Origin of the sequence: Pasteurella sp. XG20 (assembly GCF_018968665.1) — a bacterium.
GTDB classification, from domain to species: domain Bacteria; phylum Pseudomonadota; class Gammaproteobacteria; order Enterobacterales; family Pasteurellaceae; genus Pasteurella; species Pasteurella multocida.
On the sequence record NZ_CP076656.1, the window covers coordinates 998,894 to 1,025,529 of the forward strand.

Annotated in this window: 20 protein-coding genes; 13 read left to right on the top strand and 7 right to left on the bottom strand. The window is 41.1% G+C overall.

Annotated features, from left to right (window positions below):
* The first annotated feature begins 91 nt into the window (after window positions 1-91).
* On the top strand, window positions 92-892 hold the full coding sequence (locus KPF51_RS04590; protein WP_061406059.1) for a sulfite exporter TauE/SafE family protein: 801 nt from the start codon (window positions 92-94) through the stop codon (window positions 890-892).
* 307 nt (window positions 893-1,199) lie between these two features.
* Here KPF51_RS04590 and thrS read toward each other — a convergent pair whose 3' ends face one another.
* On the bottom strand, window positions 1,200-3,131 hold the full coding sequence (gene thrS, locus KPF51_RS04595; RefSeq protein ID WP_061406058.1) for a threonine--tRNA ligase: 1,932 nt from the start codon (window positions 3,129-3,131) through the stop codon (window positions 1,200-1,202).
* Between the two features lie 334 nt (window positions 3,132-3,465).
* On the opposite strand from thrS, the gene KPF51_RS04600 reads away from it, so the two are divergent.
* Window positions 3,466-5,061: an ABC transporter substrate-binding protein gene (locus KPF51_RS04600; RefSeq protein WP_005726428.1), complete on the top strand. Its 1,596-nt coding sequence runs from the start codon at window positions 3,466-3,468 to the stop codon at window positions 5,059-5,061.
* An 81-nt stretch (window positions 5,062-5,142) separates the two neighbouring features.
* On the opposite strand, the gene KPF51_RS04605 is transcribed toward KPF51_RS04600, so the two are convergent.
* The 3 genes from KPF51_RS04605 to putP form a co-directional block, all read right to left on the bottom strand.
* Complete coding sequence (locus KPF51_RS04605; RefSeq protein ID WP_061406057.1) at window positions 5,143-6,267, bottom strand: hypothetical protein; 1,125 nt, start codon at window positions 6,265-6,267, stop codon at window positions 5,143-5,145.
* A gap of 94 nt (window positions 6,268-6,361) precedes the next feature.
* Window positions 6,362-9,958, bottom strand: a complete 3,597-nt coding sequence (gene putA, locus KPF51_RS04610; protein WP_061406056.1) for a bifunctional proline dehydrogenase/L-glutamate gamma-semialdehyde dehydrogenase PutA — start codon at window positions 9,956-9,958, stop codon at window positions 6,362-6,364.
* A 72-nt stretch (window positions 9,959-10,030) separates the two neighbouring features.
* Complete coding sequence (gene putP / locus KPF51_RS04615) at window positions 10,031-11,533, bottom strand: sodium/proline symporter PutP (protein WP_005751445.1); 1,503 nt, start codon at window positions 11,531-11,533, stop codon at window positions 10,031-10,033.
* A gap of 254 nt (window positions 11,534-11,787) precedes the next feature.
* Between putP and KPF51_RS04620 the strand changes: the two genes are divergently transcribed.
* Window positions 11,788-12,654 (top strand): fructosamine kinase family protein, encoded by an 867-nt coding sequence (locus KPF51_RS04620; protein WP_005726416.1) that lies wholly within the window; start codon window positions 11,788-11,790, stop codon window positions 12,652-12,654.
* A 53-nt stretch (window positions 12,655-12,707) separates the two neighbouring features.
* On the opposite strand, the gene KPF51_RS04625 is transcribed toward KPF51_RS04620, so the two are convergent.
* The gene (locus KPF51_RS04625) at window positions 12,708-13,526 is read right to left on the bottom strand and encodes an OmpA family protein (RefSeq protein ID WP_005726415.1); all 819 of its coding nucleotides are present in this window, start codon (window positions 13,524-13,526) and stop codon (window positions 12,708-12,710) included.
* A 240-nt stretch (window positions 13,527-13,766) separates the two neighbouring features.
* A complete protein-coding gene (gene sohB / locus KPF51_RS04630; RefSeq protein WP_064972558.1) occupies window positions 13,767-14,828 on the bottom strand; it encodes a protease SohB in 1,062 nt (353 codons plus the stop codon).
* 245 nt (window positions 14,829-15,073) lie between these two features.
* Between sohB and KPF51_RS04635 the strand changes: the two genes are divergently transcribed.
* Window positions 15,074-16,624, top strand: coding sequence for an anthranilate synthase component 1 (locus KPF51_RS04635; protein ID WP_005726413.1), 1,551 nt, complete (start codon window positions 15,074-15,076; stop codon window positions 16,622-16,624).
* A 10-nt stretch (window positions 16,625-16,634) separates the two neighbouring features.
* Complete coding sequence (locus KPF51_RS04640) at window positions 16,635-17,222, top strand: aminodeoxychorismate/anthranilate synthase component II (RefSeq protein ID WP_005722092.1); 588 nt, start codon at window positions 16,635-16,637, stop codon at window positions 17,220-17,222.
* Between the two features lie 16 nt (window positions 17,223-17,238).
* Here the strand turns inward: KPF51_RS04640 and KPF51_RS04645 are convergent, their stop codons facing one another.
* Window positions 17,239-18,123: an AEC family transporter gene (locus tag KPF51_RS04645; protein WP_005726412.1), complete on the bottom strand. Its 885-nt coding sequence runs from the start codon at window positions 18,121-18,123 to the stop codon at window positions 17,239-17,241.
* Window positions 18,124-18,290: 167 nt separating this feature from the next.
* Between KPF51_RS04645 and trpD the strand changes: the two genes are divergently transcribed.
* The 8 genes from trpD to trxB all read left to right on the top strand — a co-directional run bounded on the left by trpD (window position 18,291) and on the right by trxB (window position 26,607).
* Window positions 18,291-19,292: an anthranilate phosphoribosyltransferase gene (trpD, locus tag KPF51_RS04650; protein ID WP_005726411.1), complete on the top strand. Its 1,002-nt coding sequence runs from the start codon at window positions 18,291-18,293 to the stop codon at window positions 19,290-19,292.
* Between the two features lie 36 nt (window positions 19,293-19,328).
* Window positions 19,329-20,738 (top strand): bifunctional indole-3-glycerol-phosphate synthase TrpC/phosphoribosylanthranilate isomerase TrpF, encoded by a 1,410-nt coding sequence (trpCF, locus tag KPF51_RS04655; protein ID WP_061406055.1) that lies wholly within the window; start codon window positions 19,329-19,331, stop codon window positions 20,736-20,738.
* 35 nt (window positions 20,739-20,773) lie between these two features.
* Window positions 20,774-21,532, top strand: coding sequence for an SDR family oxidoreductase (locus tag KPF51_RS04660; RefSeq protein ID WP_005726408.1), 759 nt, complete (start codon window positions 20,774-20,776; stop codon window positions 21,530-21,532).
* Window positions 21,533-21,734: 202 nt separating this feature from the next.
* A complete protein-coding gene (gene trpB / locus KPF51_RS04665; protein ID WP_061406054.1) occupies window positions 21,735-22,943 on the top strand; it encodes a tryptophan synthase subunit beta in 1,209 nt (402 codons plus the stop codon).
* Window positions 22,930-23,739: a tryptophan synthase subunit alpha gene (gene trpA, locus KPF51_RS04670; RefSeq protein WP_061406053.1), complete on the top strand. Its 810-nt coding sequence runs from the start codon at window positions 22,930-22,932 to the stop codon at window positions 23,737-23,739. Before trpB ends, trpA begins: the two co-directional genes overlap by 14 nt.
* 154 nt (window positions 23,740-23,893) lie before the next feature.
* Window positions 23,894-24,583 (top strand): carbonate dehydratase, encoded by a 690-nt coding sequence (can, locus tag KPF51_RS04675; RefSeq protein WP_005722074.1) that lies wholly within the window; start codon window positions 23,894-23,896, stop codon window positions 24,581-24,583.
* 131 nt (window positions 24,584-24,714) lie between these two features.
* Window positions 24,715-25,572 (top strand): co-chaperone YbbN, encoded by an 858-nt coding sequence (locus KPF51_RS04680; RefSeq protein WP_005726391.1) that lies wholly within the window; start codon window positions 24,715-24,717, stop codon window positions 25,570-25,572.
* 81 nt (window positions 25,573-25,653) lie between these two features.
* Window positions 25,654-26,607 (top strand): thioredoxin-disulfide reductase, encoded by a 954-nt coding sequence (trxB, locus tag KPF51_RS04685; RefSeq protein WP_211599580.1) that lies wholly within the window; start codon window positions 25,654-25,656, stop codon window positions 26,605-26,607.
* Window positions 26,608-26,636 lie beyond the last annotated feature (29 nt).

Sequence of the window (26,636 nt, forward strand, 5' to 3'; positions counted from 1 at the left end):
TAACAAACATGAAATTTTTTTCAGAATATGAGCTTGATCATAAGCCTATTTTTTGAAGTCATGCATAATAGCAAAAAAAGTGAGGTTTTGTATGAGTTTACAGCTAATTTTAATTCTCATGTTATGTGGCATGCTCACCAATTTCATGTCTGCTATTTTTGGCATTGGTGGTGGTGTATTGATGGTGCCAATTTTATATACCCTCTTTCCCGATTTCCCCTTACAAATGGTGGCAGCGACATCGCTTACTATCGTGATTGGTTCTTCTCTCATTAACCTTATTTATTTTTATAAACAGAAAATTCAGATTAATTTTAAAGCCATGTTGCTTTGGTCTGTTGGGATGATTATTGGTGTTCAGTTAGGTTTTGAAGCCAGTTTTTATTTACCCGATACGCTGATTGTGATTGTCTTTATTAGTGTATTAACGATCTTAGCAATACGAACAATTTTTCATTCTAAAATCGTCAAAACTGATCAAGCAGAACGGCATGAAAATTTAAAAGGCGCGGGATTGTGTTTATTTGGCGGCGGTGTGGCAGGGATGACCGGCATTGGTGGAGGGTCGATTATGGCGCCACTAATCGGTCAACTTAATAGTGTCAAACCTCATCAAATCGCACCTTATACTAACTACATGATGGTGATCGGTGGTTTAGGTAGCTTGTATGGCTATTTATCCAAAACCCCGCCTTTTCACCTTGATTATGGTTGGCAAATTGGCTATGTGAATTTTTCTGTTGTCACGATTGTCGTATTAAGCTCATTTGTTACTAGCTTTATTTCAATGAAAATCCGTGGACTTTTGCACCCCGATGTTGCCAGAAAAATGCTTGGACTGATTCTATTAGCGATTGCGGCTTATATGTTGATTGCGCATTTGCTTAAATAACCCCAAAGCTTTTCAAAGTGCGCGTGTTTTAACAAAAATTTTCACTTCTCTACCCAGGACGCCTCAGGCGTCCTCGCTTTTTTATGATTTTGATTTATTGATGTACGCACCACTAAGCATGCCATTAATTTAAGATGAATGGTTTCGACTTGATAAGGAAATCTGTTGATACGATAAACAGCTCAATAAAACATGTTTAAAATTTCCTCTCTTTAAACATTTATTTCTCTACTCAGCTATTCTCTCCGCATAAAAAATGCGGTCAAATATGACCGCACTTTGTTGTTTTCTTAAAGAAAGCGAAAAACTACTCTTCACCAAGTAATTTCAGTTCGCGAGAACGTACTTGTTTTTTCAGGATATCTAAAAATGCTTCAATGGTGAATGTACCGAGGTCGGCACCTTTACGGGTACGCACCGCCACTTTACCGGCTTCGATTTCTTTATCGCCACAAACTAACATGTATGGCACGCGACGTAAGGTGTGTTCACGAATTTTGAAACCGATTTTTTCATTACGTAAATCTGATTTCACACGTAAACCCGCATCAGATAACGTTTTCACCACTTTTTGCACATAGTCAGATTGTGAATCCGTGATGTTCATCACGATCGCTTGTGTTGGCGCTAACCATGCGGGGAAGAAACCGGCGTATTCTTCGGTGATAATTCCGATGAAACGCTCAATCGAGCCTAAAATCGCACGGTGAATCATCACGGGTGTACGACGATCATTATCTTCTGCCACATAAGACGCATTGAGGCGACCCGGTAAGGCGAAGTCTAACTGAATTGTCCCGCACTGCCATTCACGATCTAAACAGTCACGTAAAGCAAATTCGATTTTCGGACCATAGAATGCCCCTTCACCTTCTTGAATTTCATATTCAAGACCATTGTGCGACAGTGCAGCAGCAAGACCGGCTTCGGCTCTGTCCCACATTTCATCGGCCCCAATACGTTTTTCTGGACGGGTTGACAGTTTCACTTGAATGTTTTCAAAACCGAATGTGCTGTAAATGTCGTAAACCATTTTGATACACGCAGTTACTTCACTTTCAATTTGATCTTCCGTACAGAAAATATGCGCATCATCTTGGGTGAAGCCACGTACACGCATTAAGCCGTGCAATGAACCTGACGGTTCGTTACGGTGGCATGAACCAAATTCCGCCATACGAATTGGTAGATCGCGATAGGATTTTAAACCTTGATTAAAGATTTGCACGTGTCCCGGACAGTTCATCGGTTTAATCGCATATTCACGGTTTTCTGATTGGGTGGTGAACATCAAATCACCGTAGTTTTGCCAGTGCCCTGTTTTTTCCCATAATACGCGATCCATCATAAATGGCCCTTTTACTTCTTGGTAATCGTATTCTTTTAATTTAGTACGCACGAAGGTTTCAAGTTCACGGAAAATTGTCCAACCGTCATTGTGCCAGAACACCATACCCGGTGCTTCTTCTTGCATATGATATAAATCTAACGCTTTACCAATTTTACGGTGGTCACGTTTTGCCGCTTCTTCTAAACGGGTTAAGTATTCGCTTAATTGTTTTTTATCTGCCCACGCGGTACCGTAGATACGTTGTAACATTTTATTTTTGCTGTCACCACGCCAGTATGCACCAGCAACTTTCATTAATTTAAAGTGATGGCAAAAACGCATATTAGGTACGTGTGGACCACGACACATATCAATGTATTCTTCGTGATGATAAAGTGCTGGCGTATCACAACGATCGATGTTTTCATCTAAAATTGCCATCTTATATGGCTCGCCACGCGCTTCAAAGGTATCACGCGCTTCTTGCCAGCTGACCACTTTTTTCACTACATCATAGTTGGTTTTTGCCAGTTCAAGCATACGTTTTTCGAGTGCATCTAAATCCTCTTGGGTTAAAGAGCGATCAAGATCCACGTCATAATAAAAACCCTTGTCGATAGTTGGACCAATCGCCATTTTTACATTTGGGAATAGCTGTTTAATGGCATGACCTAATAAGTGCGCACAAGAGTGACGAATAATTTCTAAACCATCTTCCTCTTTTGCGGTAATAATCTCTAGTTTGCTGTCTTCAGTAATCAGATCGCAAGCATCTTTCCGCTCGCCATTAACACGACCTGCAATACAAGCCTTCGCTAGACCCGCACCAATACTGGCAGCAACATCCATCACAGAAATAGGTTGTTCAAACTGACGCTGTGAACCGTCAGGCAAAGTAATAATTGGCATAAGTTTTCCTTTACAGTGGTAACCCATACGAGAGGTTACTTGTTTTTGCTAAAATTTTTCAAAAATAAACCGCACTTTAGACTCATTCCTACTCTGAATAAGGCAAAAGTGCGGTCGAAAATTGTATCATATTTGATTTTGTTTGGCGATTTGGATTTTTGCTCAAAAGCCTCAATCCACAAAAGGTTATTAGATCACAGCGCTTAAATGACAAACAAAAAATAGCCATTTTTATAGCAATCTGTTATAAATTAAAACAGCAAATTCTTTGGGTTATCCTAGCAATTTCGCTTAGTATACAGGGAAATGATGTATTTACTTAAAAGGAGACTGTATGAAGTTGACAACCAAACTCTCATTCATTGCCGCAGGATTGATGATTTTTAACAGTGCACAAGCCAGTAATAAAACCTTTATTAACTGCGTCAGCCGTGCACCAAGTAGCTTTAGCCCTGCCCTCGTCATGGAAGGTATTTCGTATAATGCCAGTTCTCAACAAGTGTACAATCGCTTGATTGAATTTAAACGAGGATCGACTGATATCGAACCTGCGTTGGCAGAAAGTTGGCAAATTAGCGATGACGGATTGACGTACACTTTTTATTTACGTAAAGGCGTGAAATTCCACAAAACCAAAGACTATCAGCCGAGCCGTGAATTTAACGCCGATGACGTGATTTTCTCTTTCCAACGTCAGTTGGACAAAACCCATCCTTATCACGAGGTATCGAAAGGCACTTATCCGTATTTCAATGCGATGAAGTTTCCAAAATTGTTGCAAGCAGTAGAAAAAGTGGATGATTACACAGTGAAAATCACCTTAACCAAGCCCGATGCGACTTTCTTAGCGAGCTTAGGTATGGACTTCATCTCGATTTATTCTGCGGAATATGCCGATAAAATGATGAAAGCAGGCACGCCAGAAAAAGTGGATACCACACCAATTGGTACGGGTCCCTTTATTTTTGCAGGTTATCAGTTAGAACAAAAAATCCGTTTCCTCGCGAACCCTGATTATTGGCAACCGAAAGCCGAAATTGATCGCTTGATTTTTGATATCGTGCCTGATGCGGGGACACGTTATGCCAAATTACAATCTGGTGCGTGTGATATGATCGACTTCCCGAATATCGCCGATTTAGCCAAAATGAAAGCCGATCCGAAAATTCAGTTGATGTCAAAAGAAGGCTTAAACATTGCCTATATTGCGTTTAATACCGAAAAAGCGCCGTTTGATAATGTGAAAGTGCGCCAAGCTTTAAACTATGCTACCGATAAAAAAGCCATCATTGATGTGGTGTACCAAGGCGCTGGTGTGATGGCGAAAAATGTCCTACCACCAACGATTTGGAGCTATAACGATGATGTACAGGACTACCCATTTGATATTGAAAAAGCCAAACAACTCTTAGCCGAAGCCGGTTATCCAAACGGATTTGAAACCGAAATTTGGGTGCAACCGGTGGTGCGTGCCTCAAACCCGAACCCACGTCGTATGGCTGAAGTGATTCAAAATGACTGGGCAAAAGCGGGCGTGAAAGCTAAATTGGTCAGTTATGAATGGGGTGATTACATTAAACGCACCAAAGCAGGTGAACTCACTGCGGGGACGTACGGTTGGTCAGGCGATAATGGCGATCCGGATAACTTCTTATCCCCGTTATTAGGCACCGAAAACATCGGTAACAGTAACTATGCCCGTTGGAGTAATGCAGAGTTTGACGCATTATTAAGCAAAGCAATCAGCTTATCTAACCAAGCGGAACGCGCTGAGCTATACAAACAAGCGCAAGTGATCGCGAAAGAACAAGCCCCGTGGATCACTGTCGCCCACTCCATCACCAATACCGCATTAAGTCTGCGTGTTAAAGACTATAAACAAAGCCCATTTGGTTATAGCTACTTCTACGGCACCAAGTTAGCAGATTAACAAAATCTAGCAAAAAACAACCGCACTTTAGTGATAAAGTGCGGTGTTTTTTATAGCATTTTTAATCAAGTATTCTCTTTTTCATTGTCTTTCTTCCCCCAATACCTGAGGTACAGAATAGTCTAAACGAAATTGGTGTTTTTCTGCGGGTGCAGGCAGATAGAGAACAACGTTGGCAATATCCCCAGTGTAATAACTCGTTATGTGCAGTCTCTGTTGTTTTTCATCGACATCTGGCGGGAACGGTTGGCGAGATTGGAAAAATTGGCGAATTTCTGCCTCCGTTTTGATTTTGTCCAGCTTGACTAAGCGATGTACTTCAGTAAATAAGTTCGCTAATTGATGATGATACGTTTTTTCTGCCTCAGTCAGTAACGGATGACGTAGTGTTTCAATCGGGGCTAATGCACGTCCATCTTGATAAAGGGCATACACCATCATTTTGTCGGCGATGTTAGCTGGCACACGATAAACCAACGCATTACCAATCACTTGTAAAAACTCAATTTTTCCCCAAGCAGTGTCTATTGCATAAGGAAAATGTGTTATTTGCTGTGTGGTAAAACGCGGTAATGCCAGTTCAATGTTAAAAGAAACCCGTTTAAGCGGTTCCTCGCTTTCAATCGCCACTTGTGTATAAGGTTCAGTTTGAGTGGCGTACACGGCGTGTTCAATATCAGATAAATGGTGGATCGGAACCTCCCCATCAAGCTCACGTTCTGCCACGATTTTGGGCACAGACAAATACGCAATCTGATGTTCGACATTCCCCTTGATATCTTGTGTTACAGTGGGGATAAAATTCGGTTGAAATGCCCTATTTTTGCCTAAATAGACTTGATCAACACCTAATAAGGTCGCGAGTTGATCCTCCTGTTTCGCAATATTAAAGAAATGATAAGGCGCTTGATAGCGCTGTTGCACGGCACTTTTCGTAAAAAATGTCTGTAAAGTTGGCACAGCATGTTCTGTTTGTGCAGGCAAGGCAATAAAATGTTCTGCCTGTTTGGGATCAAAAGCCTGATGCGGTTTCAGCGCTTCAAATACAATGGGTTCTCGTGTGCCACGCGTCGCAATACCTTGCATATACTGAATGGAAGACTGTAATTCATCCAATAAGCGCTGTTTTTCTGTCGTAACATTAGCCTCAACCGACAGGGGCAAACAAACACTTAAACCCAACAAATAGACTATCGCTTTGATCATTTTCTTATTTCCTTTCGTCTTCAACCAGTGAGCTATATATACAATAAAAAAGTGGGCATCGCACCCACTTTTTGCACAATAAAAGCCGTCTTGATTAATCCATTTCTGCCATTAAACTTGCATTACCTCCTGCTGCTGTGGTGTTAATGCTGATCGCTTGTTCATGCAGTAATGGGAACAAGGACAACGCTAAATCTAGCTGCTCCACATAGGTCAAGATCGCGCCTGGACGGTCGGCATATTGGGCTTTTTGCTTAGCCGTTATCGGATCGAGAACAATCAACTGGCTGATTTCCTCGCATTCTTCCACTTCAGCAACAAACAGATAATCCGCTAAGCGTTTTTCATAAGCCGCAAGCTGAGAATATTTACTGATTACGGCAGTTGCGCCCACTGCAGCGACGGCAATCAACGCTTGCATTTGTTGTGCTAATGGTCCATTCCCAATAGCAATCAACGAACGTGGTGTAAAGGTAAGATAATTCTCTTCCCCAGTAATCCCTTGCATTCTAAAGGTCGTATTTAGTGGCGAACATTGTGCAACTTGATCAATAAGCGAGAGTAAAGGAGCTTGTTCAGATTTAGTGAAAATTGACCGCACTTTTGCCGCTAAATCAGATAAATCACGCGGCGTATTGTAATGCAATGGCGTTAATGCCCAATGTTTTGCATGGACTAAACGTTGCAAATAGAACGGTCCTCCCGCTTTCGGTCCTGTTCCAGATAAACCTCTTCCACCAAAGGCTTGTACCCCCACGACTGCACCGACAGTATTACGATTCACGTACAGATTCCCCGCGTGAACCTGTTCAAGCCAGTGATTAATGCTTTCATCAATACGACTGTGTATGCCACTGGTTAAGCCAAAGCCGGTAGAATTGATTTGCGCAATAACTTGATTAAATTCTGAGGCATGGAAACGAACCACATGTAACACGGGACCAAACACTTCGTGTTTCAAATGATGAAGATTTTCGAGTTCAAATAACGTTGGTGGGACAAAAATTCCCTGTTGTTGCATTTCTGGCTCAACTGGCACTTGATAGCAATCTTTTGCCACTGTTCGCATGGTTTCAATATGTTGTAATAAGCGTTTTTGTGCCATTTCATCAATCACGGGTCCCACATCGGTGGTTAAATGCTGTGGATTGCCGACTTTTAACTCCGCCATCGCCCCTTTTAACATAGTTAAAATATGCGGTGTGACATCGTGTTGCACATAAAGCACACGTAATGCAGAACAACGTTGCCCTGCTGAGTCAAACGCGGAATTGAGTACATCAAGCACGACTTGTTCTGCTAAGGCTGAACTGTCCACAATCATTGCATTTTGTCCGCCCGTCTCTGCAATGAATGGAATAAGTTTGTTGTGTTTTGCTAAATTTTGATTAATGCGTTTTGCGGTATCCGTTGACCCCGTAAAAATTACACCGTCCACGCGTGGATCAGACACGAGTTTTTCACCAATCACTTTTCCTGCACCACATAAACATTGCAACACACCAATCGGTAAGCCCGCTTGTTGAAACAACTTCACCGCAAAATGCGCCATTAATGAGGTTTGTTCTGCTGGTTTGGCAATCACCACATTACCTGTGACTAAGGCAGCACAAACTTCGCCAATAAAAATGGCTAAAGGGAAATTCCAAGGGCTAATTGCCACCACAATACCACGTGGCGGATTCTCATTGCCGAGCTTACGTGCTTCTTGTGCATAATAACGACAGAAATCCACCGCCTCACGCACTTCGGCAATGGCGTTATTTAAGGTTTTGCCGGCTTCACGTACCGCTAAATCAAATAACTGCGGCATGTGTTGTTCCATTAAATCTGCCATTTTTTCTAAAATGACCGCTCTTTGTTCTACCGGTGTATTTGCCCAGTTGTCTTTATGACGAAGCGCATTTTCAAATGCCTGTTCGACATCTTCTTCTCTGGCGTCAATCACTTTACCAACTAGCATTGCACGTTTTGCAGGGTTAAATACAAGACGCGGTTTACCGGTTGGTGCAGTGGTATTTTCTAATAAAGGATAGGCTTCATATTCATTTTGACTCAGTTCAGTTAATGCATTTTGTAACTGTTGTAATTGCAACGCATCGGTTAAATCGTAACCTTTAGAATTTACACGCTTTCCAGCAAAGAGATCGCGAGGCAGTGGTGTTTTAGGGTGCATTGTCCCTTCGGTTTCTTTCGCTTTTTGCACCGGATAAAGGATTAAGGCTTCTACGGGGATTGAGTCATCGACAATGTGATTCACAAACGAGCTATTTGCCCCATTTTCTAATAAGCGGCGCACTAAATAAGCCAACAGGGTTTTATATGAACCGACAGGCGCATAAATACGGCATTGCACATTCAAATTGTGTTTTCCCACCACTTGATCATATAAGGTTTCGCCCATGCCGTGTAAGCATTGGAATTCAAAGTGTTTACCTTGTGCTAAATGATAGACCGTCGCCAAAGATTGCGCGTTATGGGTGGCAAATTGTGGATAAATCACATCTTGTGCCGCTAATAATTTTTTCGCACAAGCAATGTAAGACACGTCTGTATGCACTTTACGCGTAAAGACAGGGTAACCTTCGGCACCATCGGTTTGCGCACGTTTAATTTCGCTGTCCCAATAAGCCCCTTTCACTAAACGTACCATAATTTTATGTTGATGTTTGCGGGCTTGTTCAATTAAATAATCAATGACAAAAGTACAACGTTTTTGGTATGCCTGTACCACCAAACCGATACCGTTAAAATGTGCTAAATCAGGATCAGCTAATAAACGATCAACCAAATCCAAAGAAATATCTAATCTGTCCGCTTCTTCAGCATCAATATTCAGACCAATGTCATATTGCTTCGCTAATAAAAAGAGTTGTTTGACCTTGGGATACAGTTCGTCTATCACACGTTGGTGTTGTGATAGGCTATAACGAGGATGAATAGCAGAGAGTTTGATCGAGACACCAGAGGCGGCATAAACGCCAAGCCCAGAAGAACGTTGCCCCACCGCATGAATGGAATCCACATAGTCTTGATAATAACGTGCGGCATCTTCTTCCGTTAAGGCAGCTTCGCCCAACATATCATAGCTATAACGAAAACCTTGTTGGAAACGTTTTTCACCGTTTTTAATCGCTTGTTCGATCGTTTCCCCAGTGACAAATTGTTTACCTAATAAGCGCATTGCCACTTCCACACCTTTACGAATCAATGGTTCTCCGCCTTTCGCAATCAATTTGGTTAAACTGGATGAAAGCTGTTGTTCACTGTGTGTCGAAACTAATGTACCGGTAATCAATAAACCCCAAGCGGCGGCATTCACAAACATAGACGGACTCTGTCCGATATGCGAACGCCAGTTCCCTTTTGAAATTTTATCGCGAATCAATTTATCTGCAGTGGCTTTATCAGGAATACGTAATAATGCTTCAGCTAAGCACATTAAGGCGACACCTTCTTGACTCGATAATGAAAACTCATGCATTAAGGCATCTACCCCACTTGCATTTTGGCGAGCGTTGCGTACATTTTCGACCAATTTTCTGGCTAGCTGTTGAATTTTGGTTTGGAGATCGGAAGGAATTTCTGCGTCGGAGAGAAGTTTTTGCACTAACGTGGTTTCGTCAATACGATAATGTTGGCTTAATGGTTCTCGTAATGAAGTTAATTTGGGAAGTAATTGGTATGTCATCTTTCTTTCTCACTCACATAATCAAATTAAACATAGAAAAAGCGGCACCCGAAGATACCGCTCTTTTACCGATTATTTTTGCTGTTGATAAGCTAACTCTGCTTGTTCAAAATTAGAAACCGTTTGTTGGCTTGGTGCTGGCGTAATTAACGACACAACGACAATCGCCACGGCAGCTAAAATAAAGCCTGGGATCATTTCATAAATACCGCTCTGTGGTACCACATCATTCCAGAACACTACCACTAACGCACCAGTCAGCATGCCTGCCATCGCGCCCGCCATGTTCATGCGTTTCCAGAATAAAGAGAAAATCACCACAGGACCAAAGGCACAACCAAAACCTGCCCACGCATAAGACACAAGTCCCAATACTTTACTGTTTGGATCTTGTGCAAGATAAATAGCCAGTAGTGCAATGACTAAGACCATAATACGCCCTAACCACACCAATTCTTTTTGTGAAGCATTTGGGCGAATCATGCCTTTATAAAAGTCTTCTGTAATCGCACTTGAACAAATCAATAACTGGCAACTTAAAGTACTCATTACCGCGGCTAAAATGGCTGATAACAAAATCCCTGCAATCCAAGGATTAAATAACAATTTCGCTAATTCAATAAAAACTTGTTCGTGGTTCGCGTTCACGGTGTCTGCCACCTGTGGATTTGCAAAGAAATAAGCTTGACCAAAGAACCCAATACCAACCGCACCAAATAAGCAGATAATCATCCACATAATACTAATACGGCGCGCATTCACTAATGATTTCGCATCTTTTGCACTCATAAAACGCGCTAAAATGTGTGGTTGACCAAAATAACCTAAGCCCCAAGCGGATAAGCTTAATAAGCCAATAAAGCTAGTTCCTGTGAATAAATCAGTAAAATCCCGCTGAGCAGCCACACCCGCATTGACAATCACGGTATGTGTTGCTTCAAAACCACCAAGATGAATTAACACAAAAATAGGGGTAAGGAATAAAGCAAACAACATTAACGACGCTTGAATGGTATCGGTCCAACTGACAGCTAAAAAACCGCCAATAAAAGTATAAAGGATTGTCGCTAAGGCACCATACCAAAGCGCCGTGGCATAAGGCACTTCAAACAGATTTTCAAATAAACGTGCCCCAGCGACTACACCAGAAGCACAATAAATGGCAAAAAAGAATAAAATAATGGTTGCGGAAACAATTTTTAATATTTTGCTCTGATCGTGAAAACGGTGTTGGAAATATTCTGGCAAGGTTAAAGCATTTTGATTAAATTCTGTATAAACACGTAAACGTCCTGCCACAAATAACCAGTTAAGGTAAGCACCAATCGTTAGACCAATGGCAATCCAACCTTCAACCAGACCTGCGGCATAAACAGCGCCGGGAAGCCCCATTAATAACCAGCCTGACATATCTGACGCCCCTGCAGAGAGTCCCGTCACAAAGCTGCCAAGACGACGCCCTCCTAAAATATAATCAGACAAATTATTGGTATAACGATAAGCGATAAAACCGATTAAAATCATACCTAAAATATAAATGGTAAATGTAATGATGGTGGCATTATATCCAAACATAGATCGGCTCCTAAAGAGAGGGAGGGGAAATAAACTTGGCAAAAATTACATAACATTAACAAATGTTCAACAACTGTTTTCTATTTTTTCAACATAGATCACACTTTAACTGCATATGAAGTAAAACGTTATTTTTCCTTTAATAACCCCATTTAATTTTAAATTAAAAATAAAAGAAGTTTGACATCAATCACAGTAATTTTTTCCTAATCTTTTACACTAGAACTGACTGTGCTCAACCATAGGAGGATGCCATGTGGAAACATGTTTCTCAAGTCTTAGCGGATCAATTTGGGGCTTACTATTCCATTAAACACAAAGAAAAAATCCATACAGGTGAGATGCATGAAGCATGGATTATTGATGATGGTATCCAACCTGTTTTTCTCAAAGTGAATGATAAAACCTTCCGTTCCATGTTCCGTGCAGAAGCCGATCAACTCCTCCTTCTCGCCAAAACCAATACCATTAATGTGCCTAACGTTTACACTGTGGGCTGTTCACATACACACAGTTTCTTACTACTGGAAGCACTGCCATTAGATAAAACCAATCCGGTTGACGCCATGGGCAAATTTGGTGAACAACTCGCAAAACTGCACCTTATAAAAGGCGCAGATAATTATGGATTGGATTTTGACACTTGGCTTGGACCAGAATATCAACCAAATGGTTGGAAAGAAAATTGGGCCACCTTTTTTAGCGAACAACGCATTGGCTGGCAATTGCAGATCTGCCGTGAGAAAAACTTAGTGTTTGGCGATATTGAGGTGTTAGTGAAGAAAGTTGCTGAATTACTGGCGAAACATAAGCCTCAACCTGCGTTATTACATGGCAATTTATGGATTGAAAACTGTGCGACGGTGAAACAAGAAATTTTTACTTATGATCCAGCTTGTTATTGGGGAGACCGGGAATGTGATTTGGCATTCAGTGAGCTCTTTGAACCTTTCCCACGCCAATTCTATGAAAGTTATGACCGCACTTATCCTATTGATGAAGGATATCCTGAGCGTAAAGCCATTTATCAACTCTATTATTTACTTAACTTTAGTCATCGCTTTAATAAACATTATGTCGAGTTAACCAAAAAATTTATTCACGATATTCTGTCAAGATAAATCAAAAATTCAAAGGGCGCTGTTAAAGCGCCCTTCTATTTCATTGAGAAAAATTATTTTCTATAAAGTGGTGCTGGTCCTGTTGTCCCTGCTTCCATACCTTGTGAACCTTGTTTCAACACAGTACCAGAAGCGGTAATTTCAACACGACGGTTAGGACGTAAACAATCTCTTAATGCTGCACCTTGTACATCATCACAAGCTTTCACTTGTTGTGCTTTACCATAGCCTACAGCATGGATATTTGCGGCAACACCTTGCTCAATTAAACGCGCTTTAACACGATCTGCACGACGTTGAGAAAGTTTTAAGTTATACGCTTCTGAACCTAAACGGTCAGTAAAGCCTGCGACTTTCACTTCTTTTGCATCAGAGGCTTTTAATTGTGTTGCAACGCTGTCAACAACTTCTTTACCTTTTGCTGTTAATGAATCTTTATTGAAGTCAAATAAGAAATCACCACTTAAACTAAATGCAGAGCTACCGTTACAGCCATTTGGATACCAGAAGAAACTTTGTGCATTCATATTTTTGTCAAATAAGACTTTATATTGACATACTTTATGTACACCATTCTCACGATAGTTAAACACATAGTCCCATTCACGCACACCGTATAAGCCTTCAGAGAAGTGTGGACGACCTAACAAATTATAAAGTTGGTCTTTATTCATACCACGCTCAACCATGCGTACGTTATCCCAGTTTGGCCAAGAACCAAATTGGCTACCATCATGATTAAAGACTGATTCATCAATTTTTGGCCACACTAAATTGTCAGATGTACCTTCTGGAGTAACTTTACTTAAATTACCGCAGGCAGCCAATGTCGTCGCAGCAACAACTGTTAATAAAACGCGAGATAATTTCATATATTTACCTTAGTTCCCTTTTATTATTAAAATTCGTCATCCCTAAAATAACAACAAAACAGAAGAGAGTGACTCTCAATAAAAAACAATTCGTCTATCTTCACTTTTCGTTAAACAACTGGTGATATCCAAAATTGCTTAAAATTCAGCTCAATATAGTAAGCCCTATTGTTCATAAAGTAAATCAACAAATACTTAATATTTCGAAACTTTTAGTCAACTACTGTAAAGTTGCTTCAGCTAAAGTAATGTACTGTTATTTCGTCTCAGCCAACGTAATAAAAAGGCATCTGTACTTTCTTCTGCCTGTTTACCGACTTTTTGAAGGAACGATTGTTTTACATGATATTTCACGGATAAAACGGTTTTATTTTCTTTTATCGCGTTTAAAATTAAATCATCACTTGTTGAAATTGCATCCACTAAATGCAATCCTAACGCTTGTTGACCAAACCAGTGTTCCCCCGTGGCAATTTCCTCAATATTGACTTGCGGACGGTTTTGGGTCACAAATTGTTTGAATAATTGATGCGTTTCTTCTAATTCTTGCTGGAATTTCTGTTTTCCTTTTTCTGTATTTTCGCCTAACACAGTCATCGTGCGTTTATATTCACCCGCCGTCATCACATCGACATCCACATCATGTTTTTTTAACAAACGATAAATGTTAGGAATTTGTGCAACCACACCGACTGATCCCAAAATCGCAAATGGCGCGGCAACAATAGTATCCGCCACGCAAGCCATCATATATCCCCCACTGGCTGCCACTTTATCTACCGCAACCGTTAATTTAATGCCATGCTGTTTTAAACGTAGCAACTGCGACGCCGCTAACCCATAACCATGTACCATTCCACCGGGACTTTCTAAGCGTACTAAAACCTCATCTTCTGGCTTGGCAACTCCAATAATGGTACTCACTTCTTCACGTAATGCGCTCGTCGCTGACGCCGCAATATCGCCTTTAAACTGTAAGACATAAAGGCGCGGTTTATGCTCGTCTGCGATGTCTTCACCTTTTTTACGCTTTTCTTTTTCACGTTTCGCTTTTTCTTTATCTGCTTTTTTTTGGGTTTTCTCTAATTGCTTACGTGTTTCTTCCGATAAACTAAACTCACGTAATCTTTTGCTGTTTTCTTGGTATTCCTCTGATAAATCCACCACCACAAGTTCGCCCGTACTTTTTGCTTTATGTTGCTTTAATGTCACAATCATAAAAGCGATGCCTGCAATGACCAATAAAATTGTTAAGATTTCTAAAATAAAAAGCCCATATCCTGTTGCAATATCAGACCACATGTTTTTTCTCCTTAAAATAAATGATGGTTAATCATAACGAATTTAAGTGAAAGTGCAACTTACTCTCCTCTGAGCGCTAATATTTTATTCACGCCTTTCTAACGAGTTTCAATTTGGTATAAAACAGCTCAATTTTCACGGTGCTAAGTTTTTATTTATTCCATTTTTTATCATGTTCCACCTTGACACAAAAATAATAAACTAGTTTAATAGTTCAAAATTACAAAAAAGGACACACATATACTATGTCATTCGCTTTTATTCATACCTTAACTCAATCATTACCTTATTACGCCGATCCAACACATGTTTTTGCGGCACTCTGTCAGGATAAAACCAACACGCTGTTACTCGAATCTGCTGAAATTCACAGTAAAAACAGTTTAAAAAGCCTCTTAGTTATACAACCCGCACTAAAAATTACCTGTCATGGATTACGTGTGACCTTCTGTGCTAAAACACAAAATGGCGTCGCTGTTTTGCATGCACTTATGGAGAAGTTACAATGTCACTATGAAATCAGTGCAGTCACAGAGAGTCAATTCTCAGTTATCTTTCCAAAACTTGACAAAAACCTTGATGAAGACAACAAATTACATGCTTCAACTTGTTTTGATGCGCTACGTGCCCTGCTCTCACTTTATCAACATAGTGAGGTCCCCATTCTGTTAGGTGGCTTATTTGCTTATGACTTAGTGACCCAGTTTATCCCTATGGATAACATCCAATTACAAGAGGATGGGCTCGATTGCCCTGACTATTGTTTCTACTTAGCGGAACATCAATTGACACTCGATCATCAATTACAACAAGCTCAGCTACACAGTTTCTGTTTCGCGCCACAATATCAAACAGCGCTACAGCAACAAGCTGATCAGATAATACAAAAATTTGCAAATATTGAACCGCACTTACATTACGTTTCGGCGGACACTACGCTGACAACGAACCTTGATGATGTGCAATTTAAACAAATTATTCAGGTATTAAAACAACATCTTTATCAAGGTGATGTATTTCAAATTGTGCCTTCCCGTCGCTTTTCGTTAGCCTGTCCAAATACATTGGCAAGTTACCGACAGCTGAAACACACGAATCCGAGCCCTTATATGTTCTTTATGCAAGATGAAGACTTTACTCTCTTTGGCGCCTCACCAGAAAGTGCATTGAAATATACACAGCAAACCCGTCAGCTCGAGATTTATCCGATTGCGGGTTCACGCCCGCGCGGTTTTTATCCTAATGGTCAGATTGATCCAGAATTGGACGCTCGCTTGGAACTGGAATTACGTTTAGATCAAAAAGAACTCGCAGAACATTTGATGTTAGTGGATTTAGCCCGTAATGATATTGCACGGGTTTGTGAAACCGGGACACGCCAAGTGGCGGATTTAATGCAAGTAGATCGCTATTCTCACATTATGCACTTAGTTTCTCACGTGGTGGGCAAATTACGACCTGAATTAGATGCGTTACACGCCTATCAAGCTTGCATGAACATGGGGACACTCACTGGTGCTCCAAAAATTAAAGCAATTCAACTGCTCTATCAAGTTGAACAACAAAAACGACATAGTTATGGCGGTGCGGTAGGGTATCTCGCTTCGAATGGCGATTTAGACACGTGTATTGTGATACGTTCCGCCTTTGTGCAACAAGGTATTGCCTACATCCAAGCCGGTTGTGGCGAAGTGCTCGATTCAGATCCGCAAAAAGAAGCCGATGAAACACGACACAAAGCACAAGCCGTGATTAACGCGATTGTTCAAACTCACCAAACACCCCGTCAAGCATAAGGACAGCAGTATGGCAAAGATTGTATTTTTAGATAATTTTGACTCCTTTACCTATAACTTAGTGGATCAGTTGCGTTGTTTAGGACATCAAGTCCACATCTATCGTAATGATTGTGATCTCGATGTATTAGAACAGGTTACACTTGCCCACCCCAATACGATTCTAGCGCTTTCACCTGGTCCGAGTACACCGCAACAAGCGGGTAATATGTTACCCCTGATTCAGCGTTTAAAACAAAAGGTTAGAATGATTGGCATTTGTTTAGGTCATCAAGCGATTGTTGAAGCATTTGGTGGTAAAGTAATCCATGCAGGCGAAGTCTTACATGGCAAAGTGTCAAACATTACACACGATCAGCAAATGATGTTTGCACACTTACCAAATCCAATGCCCGTCGCACGATACCACTCCTTAATGGGCGTTGATTTATCTGACGAATTTATTGTCAACGCAACCTACCATGATATTATCATGGCTATTCGACATAAACATTTGCCGATTTGTAGCTTTCAATTTCATCCAGAAAGCATCTTAACAGTGCAAGGTTCACAGTTATTAGCGCAGTCTATTGAATGGCTGTTGGCGCATGAAATCTGAACACCTTCGAGCACACTTAGGTGGATGATGAAAAGATAAGTAACCCTGTCACATAAATACTGATTGCCATCAGACTGATAATAGTTCCACAGGCAATTCGGCTAGCCGATGTGCCTGTGTTTAAATAATAGGTTTCTAAAATAATCAAATTCGCGGCAGGTGGCAGAAAACTCAATAAATAAAAGACAGGCTTATTTTGAATAATGAGCTCAAATTCATAAAAGTCTGCGAGATGAAGAAAAACCGAAACCAATAACGCAATCGTGAGCATTCTAAACACAAACAAGACCATGGCTTCTTTAAAATCAGCTTGCTTGAGTTTTGTACTTGCTAACCACATTCCCAACAGCATCATCCCTAAAAAGGTCATAGTAAATTTTAAACTTTCATATAGGAAAACACATTGACGCTCTATCCATTCACCCACAGGCATAGCGACAATACCAAGCATTAAAGCCAGCACGGGCGGTGATGTCGCGAGTTGACTTAGTTGCTTTTTCCATGTCGTACCGCTTGACATCAAACTAACACAAGCAGAATTGCAAAACAGTGAACTCCCAATATAGACACTAATCAAAATCATCGCCGCTTCGCTGCCCCAAATAGCATTACCAATAGGTAAGCCGAACCAAGCAATATTTAAATAAAAGAAACAAAGGCGTTTAACGGGATTCTCTTGATAAACACGGCTAATCAGAAATAATATCAAGAGCATTAACATGGTTCCCAACATAATAACTAAGAAGCCTTTTTTATAGGTGGCGATGTTATACACAATGACAGCTGGGATCACACATTTAGTCAAAAAAATAGAGATTTTTCCTTTAATATTAAGAGGAAAATGCGCTAAAAACATGCCAATGAAGAGATAAAGCAAAGGCGATAAAATACTAAGTGACATTTGTTTTCCTCCTGCAATCATCCTTGTCTGCGTTGTTTTTATACTATTTTGATCAAGATATACCGTATTTTTCTATTGGATGCAAAATTTACCCCTTGACATTATTATTTTGTACTAGTTTAATAGTTTTAAATTACAAAATAAAAATGGATTTAAAAGGAAAAAACATGCAAACCGAGCAGTTACTTCATCAACTCTTTGAAAAAAAAGCGTTAAACCAACAACAAACCGAATTTCTTTTCACCGCTATCGTACGTGGACAATTGGATAACTCACAACTCAGTGCCGCATTAATTGCCCTTAAACTGCGCGGTGAAACCCCTGAAGAAATCAGTGGTGCCGTCACCGCATTACAAGCTGATGCCGAATCCTTTCCCATTCCAGACTACCCTTTTGCTGATATTGTCGGCACGGGAGGAGATGGCGCCAATACCATTAATATTTCTACAGCTTCGGCAATTGTAGCGGCCAGTTATGGACTAAAAGTCGCAAAACATGGTAATCGTAGTGTTTCGAGCCAAACGGGCGCCAGTGATCTGTTAACTGCCTTAGGGGTGAATGTCCATATATCAGCTCACAAAGCCAGACAAGCGTTGGATGAAATTGGCTTATGTTTTCTTTTTGCCCCGCAATATCATCTGGGGTTTCAATATGCGATTCCTGTCCGCCAAGCACTTAAAACACGCACTATTTTTAATATCTTAGGTCCCTTGATCAATCCAGCCAAACCCAAACGGCAGTTACTTGGTGTGTATTCATCTGACTTAATTCAACCTTATGCAGAAACGGTTGCCCGTTTGGGACATGAGCATAGCGTAGTGGTACATGGCTCAGGCTTAGATGAAATTGCACTACATGGTGTGACCGAAGTCGCTGAAATCAAAGCAGGACAAATTGAACGTTATACACTTACGCCACAAGATTTTGGCTTTCAGCCACAGCCACTTGAAACATTACGTGGCGGAAAGCCTAGCGAAAATGCCCAAATTCTGACCGCACTTTTACAAGGCAAAGGCAAATTGGCACACCAACAAGCAGTGGCAATGAATAGTGCCATGTTGATGACCTTATTTGGCTATCCAAACCTCAAACAAAATGCACAAGCGATTATGGATATTATCGCCACAGGCAAACCATTTGAGACCTTACAACAACTTACCCAATATTAATTCGTTTTGATGACTTATTATTAAGAGAACCTAACAATGACACAAGCGCTTCCCTCTATTCTGCAAAAAATCATTCAAGATAAAACCACTTGGATTGCAGAAAAACAAGCACAATTGCCTTTAGCAAGCTTTCAAGATCAGCTAGAACGTAGTGATCGTGACTTTTATCAAGCGATGCAACAAGGCTCAAAACAACGCCCTTCATATATCTTAGAATGTAAAAAAGCCTCTCCCTCAAAAGGCTTAATTCGTGCAGCATTCGATTTAACCGAGATTGCCGAGGTTTATCAACACTATGCTACGGTCATTTCCGTCTTAACCGATGAAAAATATTTTCAAGGGCATTTTGCTGATATTGCTCAAGTACGCCAACGCGTGACACAACCGATTTTATGTAAAGATTTTATCTTATCTGAATACCAAGTATATTTGGCACGATACGCACAAGCCGATGCTATTTTATTGATGCTTTCCGTTCTCAATGATGAACGCTATACACAATTAGCCACATTAGCACACCAATTAGGGATGGGCGTTTTAACTGAAACCAGTAATGAGGCAGAATTTGCGCGCGCATTAGCGTTAAAAGCGAAAGTGATTGGTGTCAATAATCGGAATTTACATGATCTCAGTGTAGACATACAACGTGTTGCCCAGATCACTCAACACTATGCCGATCAGATTCCTCCTGGAACCAAAATTATCAGTGAATCTGGTATCTATCAACACCAACAAATTCGAGACTTACGCCATGTTGCCGACGGTTTTTTAATTGGCAGTAGTTTAATGCAACACGCAGATTTAAATCATGCGGTACGCTCACTTCTTTTTGGGGAACATAAAGTTTGTGGGCTCACCCGTCCACAAGATGTAAGAGCGGTTTACCAGCAAGGTGCACTTTACGGTGGACTGATTTTTGTGACACACTCAAAACGTTGCATTAGCTTACGTCAAGCCCAAGAATTAGTCACACAAGCCCCATTGCGCTTTGTTGGGGTATTTCAAGATCAATCCATAGCGTTTATCTGTCACCTTGCAACTCAATTAAGACTCCACGCCGTCCAATTACATGGCAACGAAAGCCACGAATTCATTCGCCAATTACGCGATGAATTGCCAGTGAATTGTGAAATTTGGCGCGCCATTTGCATTGAGAGTAGCGGCACCAGTCCGTGTCAAATCGTAGAAAATGAAAATATTGATCGTTATATTTTTGACAGTAAAACGCATCAACAACGTGGCGGAACGGGGAAAACATTTGATTGGCAATTGATCCCTCATCACTTAAAACCAAAAAGTATGTTAGCTGGTGGTATTACACCAGAAAATATCCCTCTGGCGCTCGCTCAAGGCTGTTTAGGACTGGATTTAAATTCAGGGCTTGAAACTTATCCTGGTGTAAAATCACACCAAAAAGTCGTTGCAGCTTTTGCTCAACTCCGCTAAGTTAAACAGCGTGATAACTTATACCTGAGGTAAAAATGAAAAAAATTGCATTAGTGACCGGTGCCACTGCCGGATTTGGCACCGCGATTTGTCGTACATTAATTCAGCATAATTACAACGTGATTGGCACAGGGCGACGTGCAGAACGTTTAGCCGCATTACAGCAAGAATTTGGTGCCGATTTTTTGCCACTCGCCTTTGATCTCTGCGATCGCCACGCCACAGAAAAAGCGATTAACAACCTGCCTCAAGCCTGGCAAGCAGTGGATCTTTTAGTCAATAATGCGGGGTTAGCATTAGGGCTTGATCGTGCTGATAAAGCTGAATTAGATGACTGGATACAAATGATCAACACCAACATCACAGGATTAGTTACTGTCACTCGCCTACTGCTACCGCAAATGGTCAGTCGCAATCAAGGACATATTATTAATTTAGGATCGATTGCAGGGACTTACCCATATCCGGGTGGCAATGTTTATGGCGCAAGCAAAGCCTTTATCAAACAATTTAGCTTAAACTTACGTGCCGATCTCGCAGGCACCGCCATTCGTGTGACCAATATTGAACCGGGATTATGCGGAGGGACGGAGTTTTCCAATGTGCGATTCAAAGGCGATGATCAACGCGCCGCAAAATTATATGAAGATGTGCAGTTTGTTACTCCTGAAGATATTGCCAATATTGTCTTGTGGGCAAATCAACAGCCTGAACACGTCAACATTAACCGCATTGAAGTGATGCCAACAGCGCAAAGTAGCGCGCCACTCAATGTCGTCAAACAAACGAAATAATTCCTGCAATTCCTTTCATCATGCTAAGGTGCGAAGTCATTGGCACCTTTTTTCTCTTTTTTTCACCACGTTTTCGTTATTTTTCATAAAACACTTGCTTTTTATATTCTGAACTAGTTTAATAGTGCAATATTTAAAAATGAAATAGTTTCAATTTTATCCATCACAACGATTTATCATTATATTGTTTAAAGGAATAACCATGTCAGAAACCTTACTTAATCCCTATTTCGGCGAATTTGGAGGAATGTATGTCCCCGAAATTCTGATGCCGGTGTTGAAAAATCTCGAAAAAGCCTTTGTTGAGGCACAACAAGATCCCACATTTAAAGAAACCTTCCTCGATTTATTGAAGAACTATGCAGGTCGCCCAACTGCGCTGACTCGCTGTCGCAATCTCACTCAAGGCAGTAAAACCAAACTGTACCTGAAGCGTGAAGATTTATTGCATGGCGGTGCACATAAAACCAATCAAGTATTAGGGCAAATCTTATTAGCGAAACGGATGGGTAAAACCCGTATTATTGCGGAAACGGGGGCGGGACAACATGGCGTAGCAACAGCTCTCGCTTGTGCCATGCTCGGCATACCATGCCAAATCTACATGGGCGCAAAAGATGTTGAACGTCAATCGCCAAATGTATTTCGTATGCGTTTAATGGGGGCGAATGTGACTGCGGTAACGAAAGGCTCAGCCTCATTAAAAGACGCCTGCTGTGAAGCCATGCGTGATTGGGCAGAAAACTATGAACACACCCATTATTTACTCGGCACGGCAGCAGGTCCCCATCCCTTTCCTACTATCGTGCGTGAGTTCCAAAAAATCATTGGTGAAGAAACCAAGCAACAAATTCTAGCACGTGAAGGGCGTTTACCTGATGCAGTCATTGCTGCGGTTGGTGGGGGTTCAAATGCCATTGGTATGTTCAATGACTTTATCGAGGAAACCAGCGTACGTTTAATTGGTGTTGAACCAGCGGGCAAAGGAATTGCCACTGGACAACATGGCGCTCCACTAGGTCATGGCACAACAGGAATCTACTTTGGTATGAAAGCGCCCTTGATGCAAACACCAGATGGACAAATTGAAGAATCGTATTCGATTTCAGCAGGACTTGATTTTCCTTCCGTTGGTCCACAACACGCACATTTACAAGCGATTGGGCGTGCCCAATATGAATCCATTACCGATGATGAAGCCTTATCCGCCTTCCAAGCCTTAGCACGCCATGAAGGCATTATTCCCGCATTAGAAAGTGCTCATGCCCTCGCTTATGCCTTAAAACTGATTCAGCGCCAGCCTGAAAAAGAACAACTCTTGGTGGTCAATTTATCTGGACGAGGTGATAAAGATATTTTTACCGTAGATCGCATTTTATCGCAAAAAGGAGTTTCACATGCGCCGTTTTGATACCCTCTTTTCACAATTACAACAAAAACAACAAGGTGCATTTGTCCCTTTTGTCACGCTATGCGATCCTAATCTGGCACAGTCATTTGAGATTATTCAAACCTTAGTGGAAAATGGTGCAGACGCTTTAGAATTAGGCTTTCCTTTTTCTGATCCGATGTTAGATGGTCCAGTGATTCAAGCCGCTAACCAACGTGCGTTAGCCGCAGGTTGTAGCACAGATGCCAGTTTTCAGTTATTAACACAAGTACGATCAACTTATCCGACACTACCAATAAGTTTACTGCTTTGTGCCAATCTGGTTTATGCACAAGGCATTGAACGTTTTTATCAACGTTGTGCTGAAGTGGGCGTGGATGCGGTATTAATTGCGGATTTACCATTATTCGCCCATCGAGAGTTTACGGTTATGGCTGAAAAATATAGCATTCAGCAGGTTTTTATCTGTCCGCCTAATGCCTGTGAAGACACGATCAAACGTGTCGCTCAACAAACACAAGGTTACACCTATTTAGTTTCTCGTTCAGGTGTAACAGGAGTAGAAAATCAACAATCTGCTGGCAACTTAAAAACACTCGTCGAGCGCCTCAAAGCCTATCAAGCTCCCCCTATTTTGCAAGGCTTTGGTATTTCGCAACCACAGCAAGTTAGCGATGTGTTAAAAATGGGCGTCAATGGTGCCATTTCGGGTTCCGCTACCGTTCAAATTATTGAAAAATATCGCCATGACTCACAAGCCTGCTTAGCTGAACTAGCGCAGTTTACGCAAAAAATGAAACAAGCGACCGCACTTTAAACTTGTCATACCACCCTGTTTAGCCTATTTATCGTTGTACTGATATAGGCTAAACCTCACATTGACCTAGTCTCTAACTCAAAAAGCAATTTCCTCGTTCTCATTTTGTACGCTATACTAGCCCCCTTATTTTTGCGGTATAGGAATCACTCTAATGAAAAAAATTGAACAACTTTTTGCCAATAATTATAGCTGGGCGTTACGGATGAAAGAGGAAAACTCCTCTTACTTTAAAGAATTGGCTGATCATCAAACCCCGAGCTATCTTTGGATTGGTTGCTCGGATAGCCGTGTTCCTGCAGAAAAATTAACGAATTTAGGACCGGGTGAGCTGTTTGTACATCGTAATGTTGCAAATCAAGTCATTCACACCGATCTAAACTGTTTATCTGTTGTGCAATATGCCGTTGAGGTCTTAAATATTGAACACATTATTATTTGTGGACATACAAACTGTGGTGGAATTAAAGCCGCCATGGCGGATCAAGATTTAGGTTTAATTAATAACTGGTTACTCCACTTACGCGATATTTGGTATAAGCATAGTCATTTACTTGGCAATTTACCGCCTGAAAAACGGGCTGATATGCTGACGAAAATTAACGTCGCAGAGCAAGTTTATAACTTAGGTCGCTCGTCAATCATTAAATCCGCGTGGAAAAATGGGAAAAAACTCTCATTACATGGTTGGGTTTATGATGTCAATGACGGTTTCTTAATCGATCAAGGTGTCATTGCCACTAGTCGAGAAAGCCTTGAAATCTCCTACCGCAATGCGATTGCCCGTCTTTTAAAACTCAATGAAGATGAGATCTTGAAAAAAGATCAAGACGAAGAAGCGTAATTTCTCAAAAAGAACCAGCCGTGCCCTACGGGGCGGGTTGTTTTTTAAGCAAAACAAGACCGCTATTTTCCTCAACTAATTTTTGCTAGAATGCTAGCCATGATGAAATGCTTTATGATAGGAAAAGATGAATGTTAACGTCTCCCCATCTCGTTGAAGTGAATGCACAAAACCTCACTGAAATTTTACAACAATCACAACAAATCCCGTTGGTCTTAACGTTTTACGCACCAAGTCATCAACCTTCTGTGGCGTTTATGGCGTTGTTAGAACGTTACGCGGAACAATATCAAGGGCAATTTATTCTTGCGAAAGTCAATTGTGAAACAGAACAAATGGTTGCGGCACAATTCCGTATTCAAACCTTACCAACTACCTATTTATTTAAAGAAGCACAAGCGCTAGATGCTTTTCCCGGTATTTTAGATGAGCAAGCCTTACAACAACGCTTAGCACTGATTCTACCGAAAGAAGACGAAATAAAATTTATGCAAGCGCTTGAATGGCTTGAAGCAGAAAACTTTGAACAAGCCCTTCCTCTCCTCAAAGAAGCTTGGGAACTGTCAGCGAAAAAAAACAGTGATATAGCCTTACTTTATGCTGAAACCTATATTGCGATGAAGAAAGTCGAGCCAGCGCAAGACATTTTAAATCAAATCCCATTACAAGATCGTGATAACCGTTGGCAAGGATTACAAGCCCAAATTGAATTACTGATTCAAGCGGCAGATACCCCCGAGATTCAGCAATTGCAGAGTGAGTTTGCGAAAAATCCCTCTCCCCAAATTGCTTTGAAACTTGCTTTACAATTACACCAAGCCAATCGCAATGAAGAAGCACTAAGCCTTCTATTTGACTTTTTAAAGCGCGATCTCAATGCGGAGAACGGAGAAATCAAACAACAATTTTTAGCCATGTTAACGGCGATCGGACAAAATGATCCCGTTAGCAATAAATACCGTCGTTTACTCTATTCTCTATTATATTAATAGGCAAGATTAGTGATAGATTGCCCTCTCTGAACGGTCTATAATACAAACAGAATTTTCGTGATAGTAAAGGATAACAATATGAATGCAATGAAACACAGCCAACTTTTAATTTTAGGATCGGGACCTGCCGGTTATACCGCAGCCATTTATGCGGCACGTGCTAACCTCAAACCGGTTTTAGTGACGGGTTTACAACAAGGTGGACAATTAACAACCACAACTGAAATTGAAAATTGGCCGGGGGATTTTGGTGAAACAACAGGACCAGAATTAATGCAACGCATGTTACAACATGCTGAAAAATTTGACACGGAAATTATCTTTGACCATATCAATAAAGTGGATCTTTCCTCTCGCCCATTCAAATTATACGGTGATGTCCATACCTTCAGTTGTGATGCCTTAATTATCGCGACAGGGGCATCTGCGCGTTATTTAGGTTTGCCTTCTGAAGAAGCGTATAAAGGTCGTGGTGTGTCTGCGTGTGCAACTTGTGATGGCTTTTTCTATCGTAATAAACCAGTGGCAGTCATCGGTGGCGGTAATACCGCAGTAGAAGAAGCACTCTATCTCGCTAATATTGCTTCAGAAGTGCATTTAGTACACCGCCGTGACAGTTTCCGCAGTGAAAAAATTCTAATTGACCGTTTAATGAAAAAAGTCGAAGAAGGCAAAATTATCCTCCATACTAACCGCACTTTAGATGAAGTATTGGGTGATAATATGGGCGTGACGGGCGTTCGCTTGAAAGATACACAATCTGAAGCCACAGAAGAACTCAGCCTAGACGGTGTCTTTATTACGATTGGTCATGCACCAAATACGGATATTTTTGCAGATCAACTTGAACTAAACAATGGTTATATTGTGGTCAAGTCAGGCTTAGAAGGCAATGCCACTGCGACTTCAGTGGACGGAGTCTTTGCTGCGGGTGATGTGATGGATCATAACTACCGCCAAGCGATTACCTCAGCGGGTACCGGTTGTATGGCAGCACTCGACGCAGAACGCTATTTGGATGCCCAAAAATAACATTTTATTGTTTTATATTATTCGTCCAA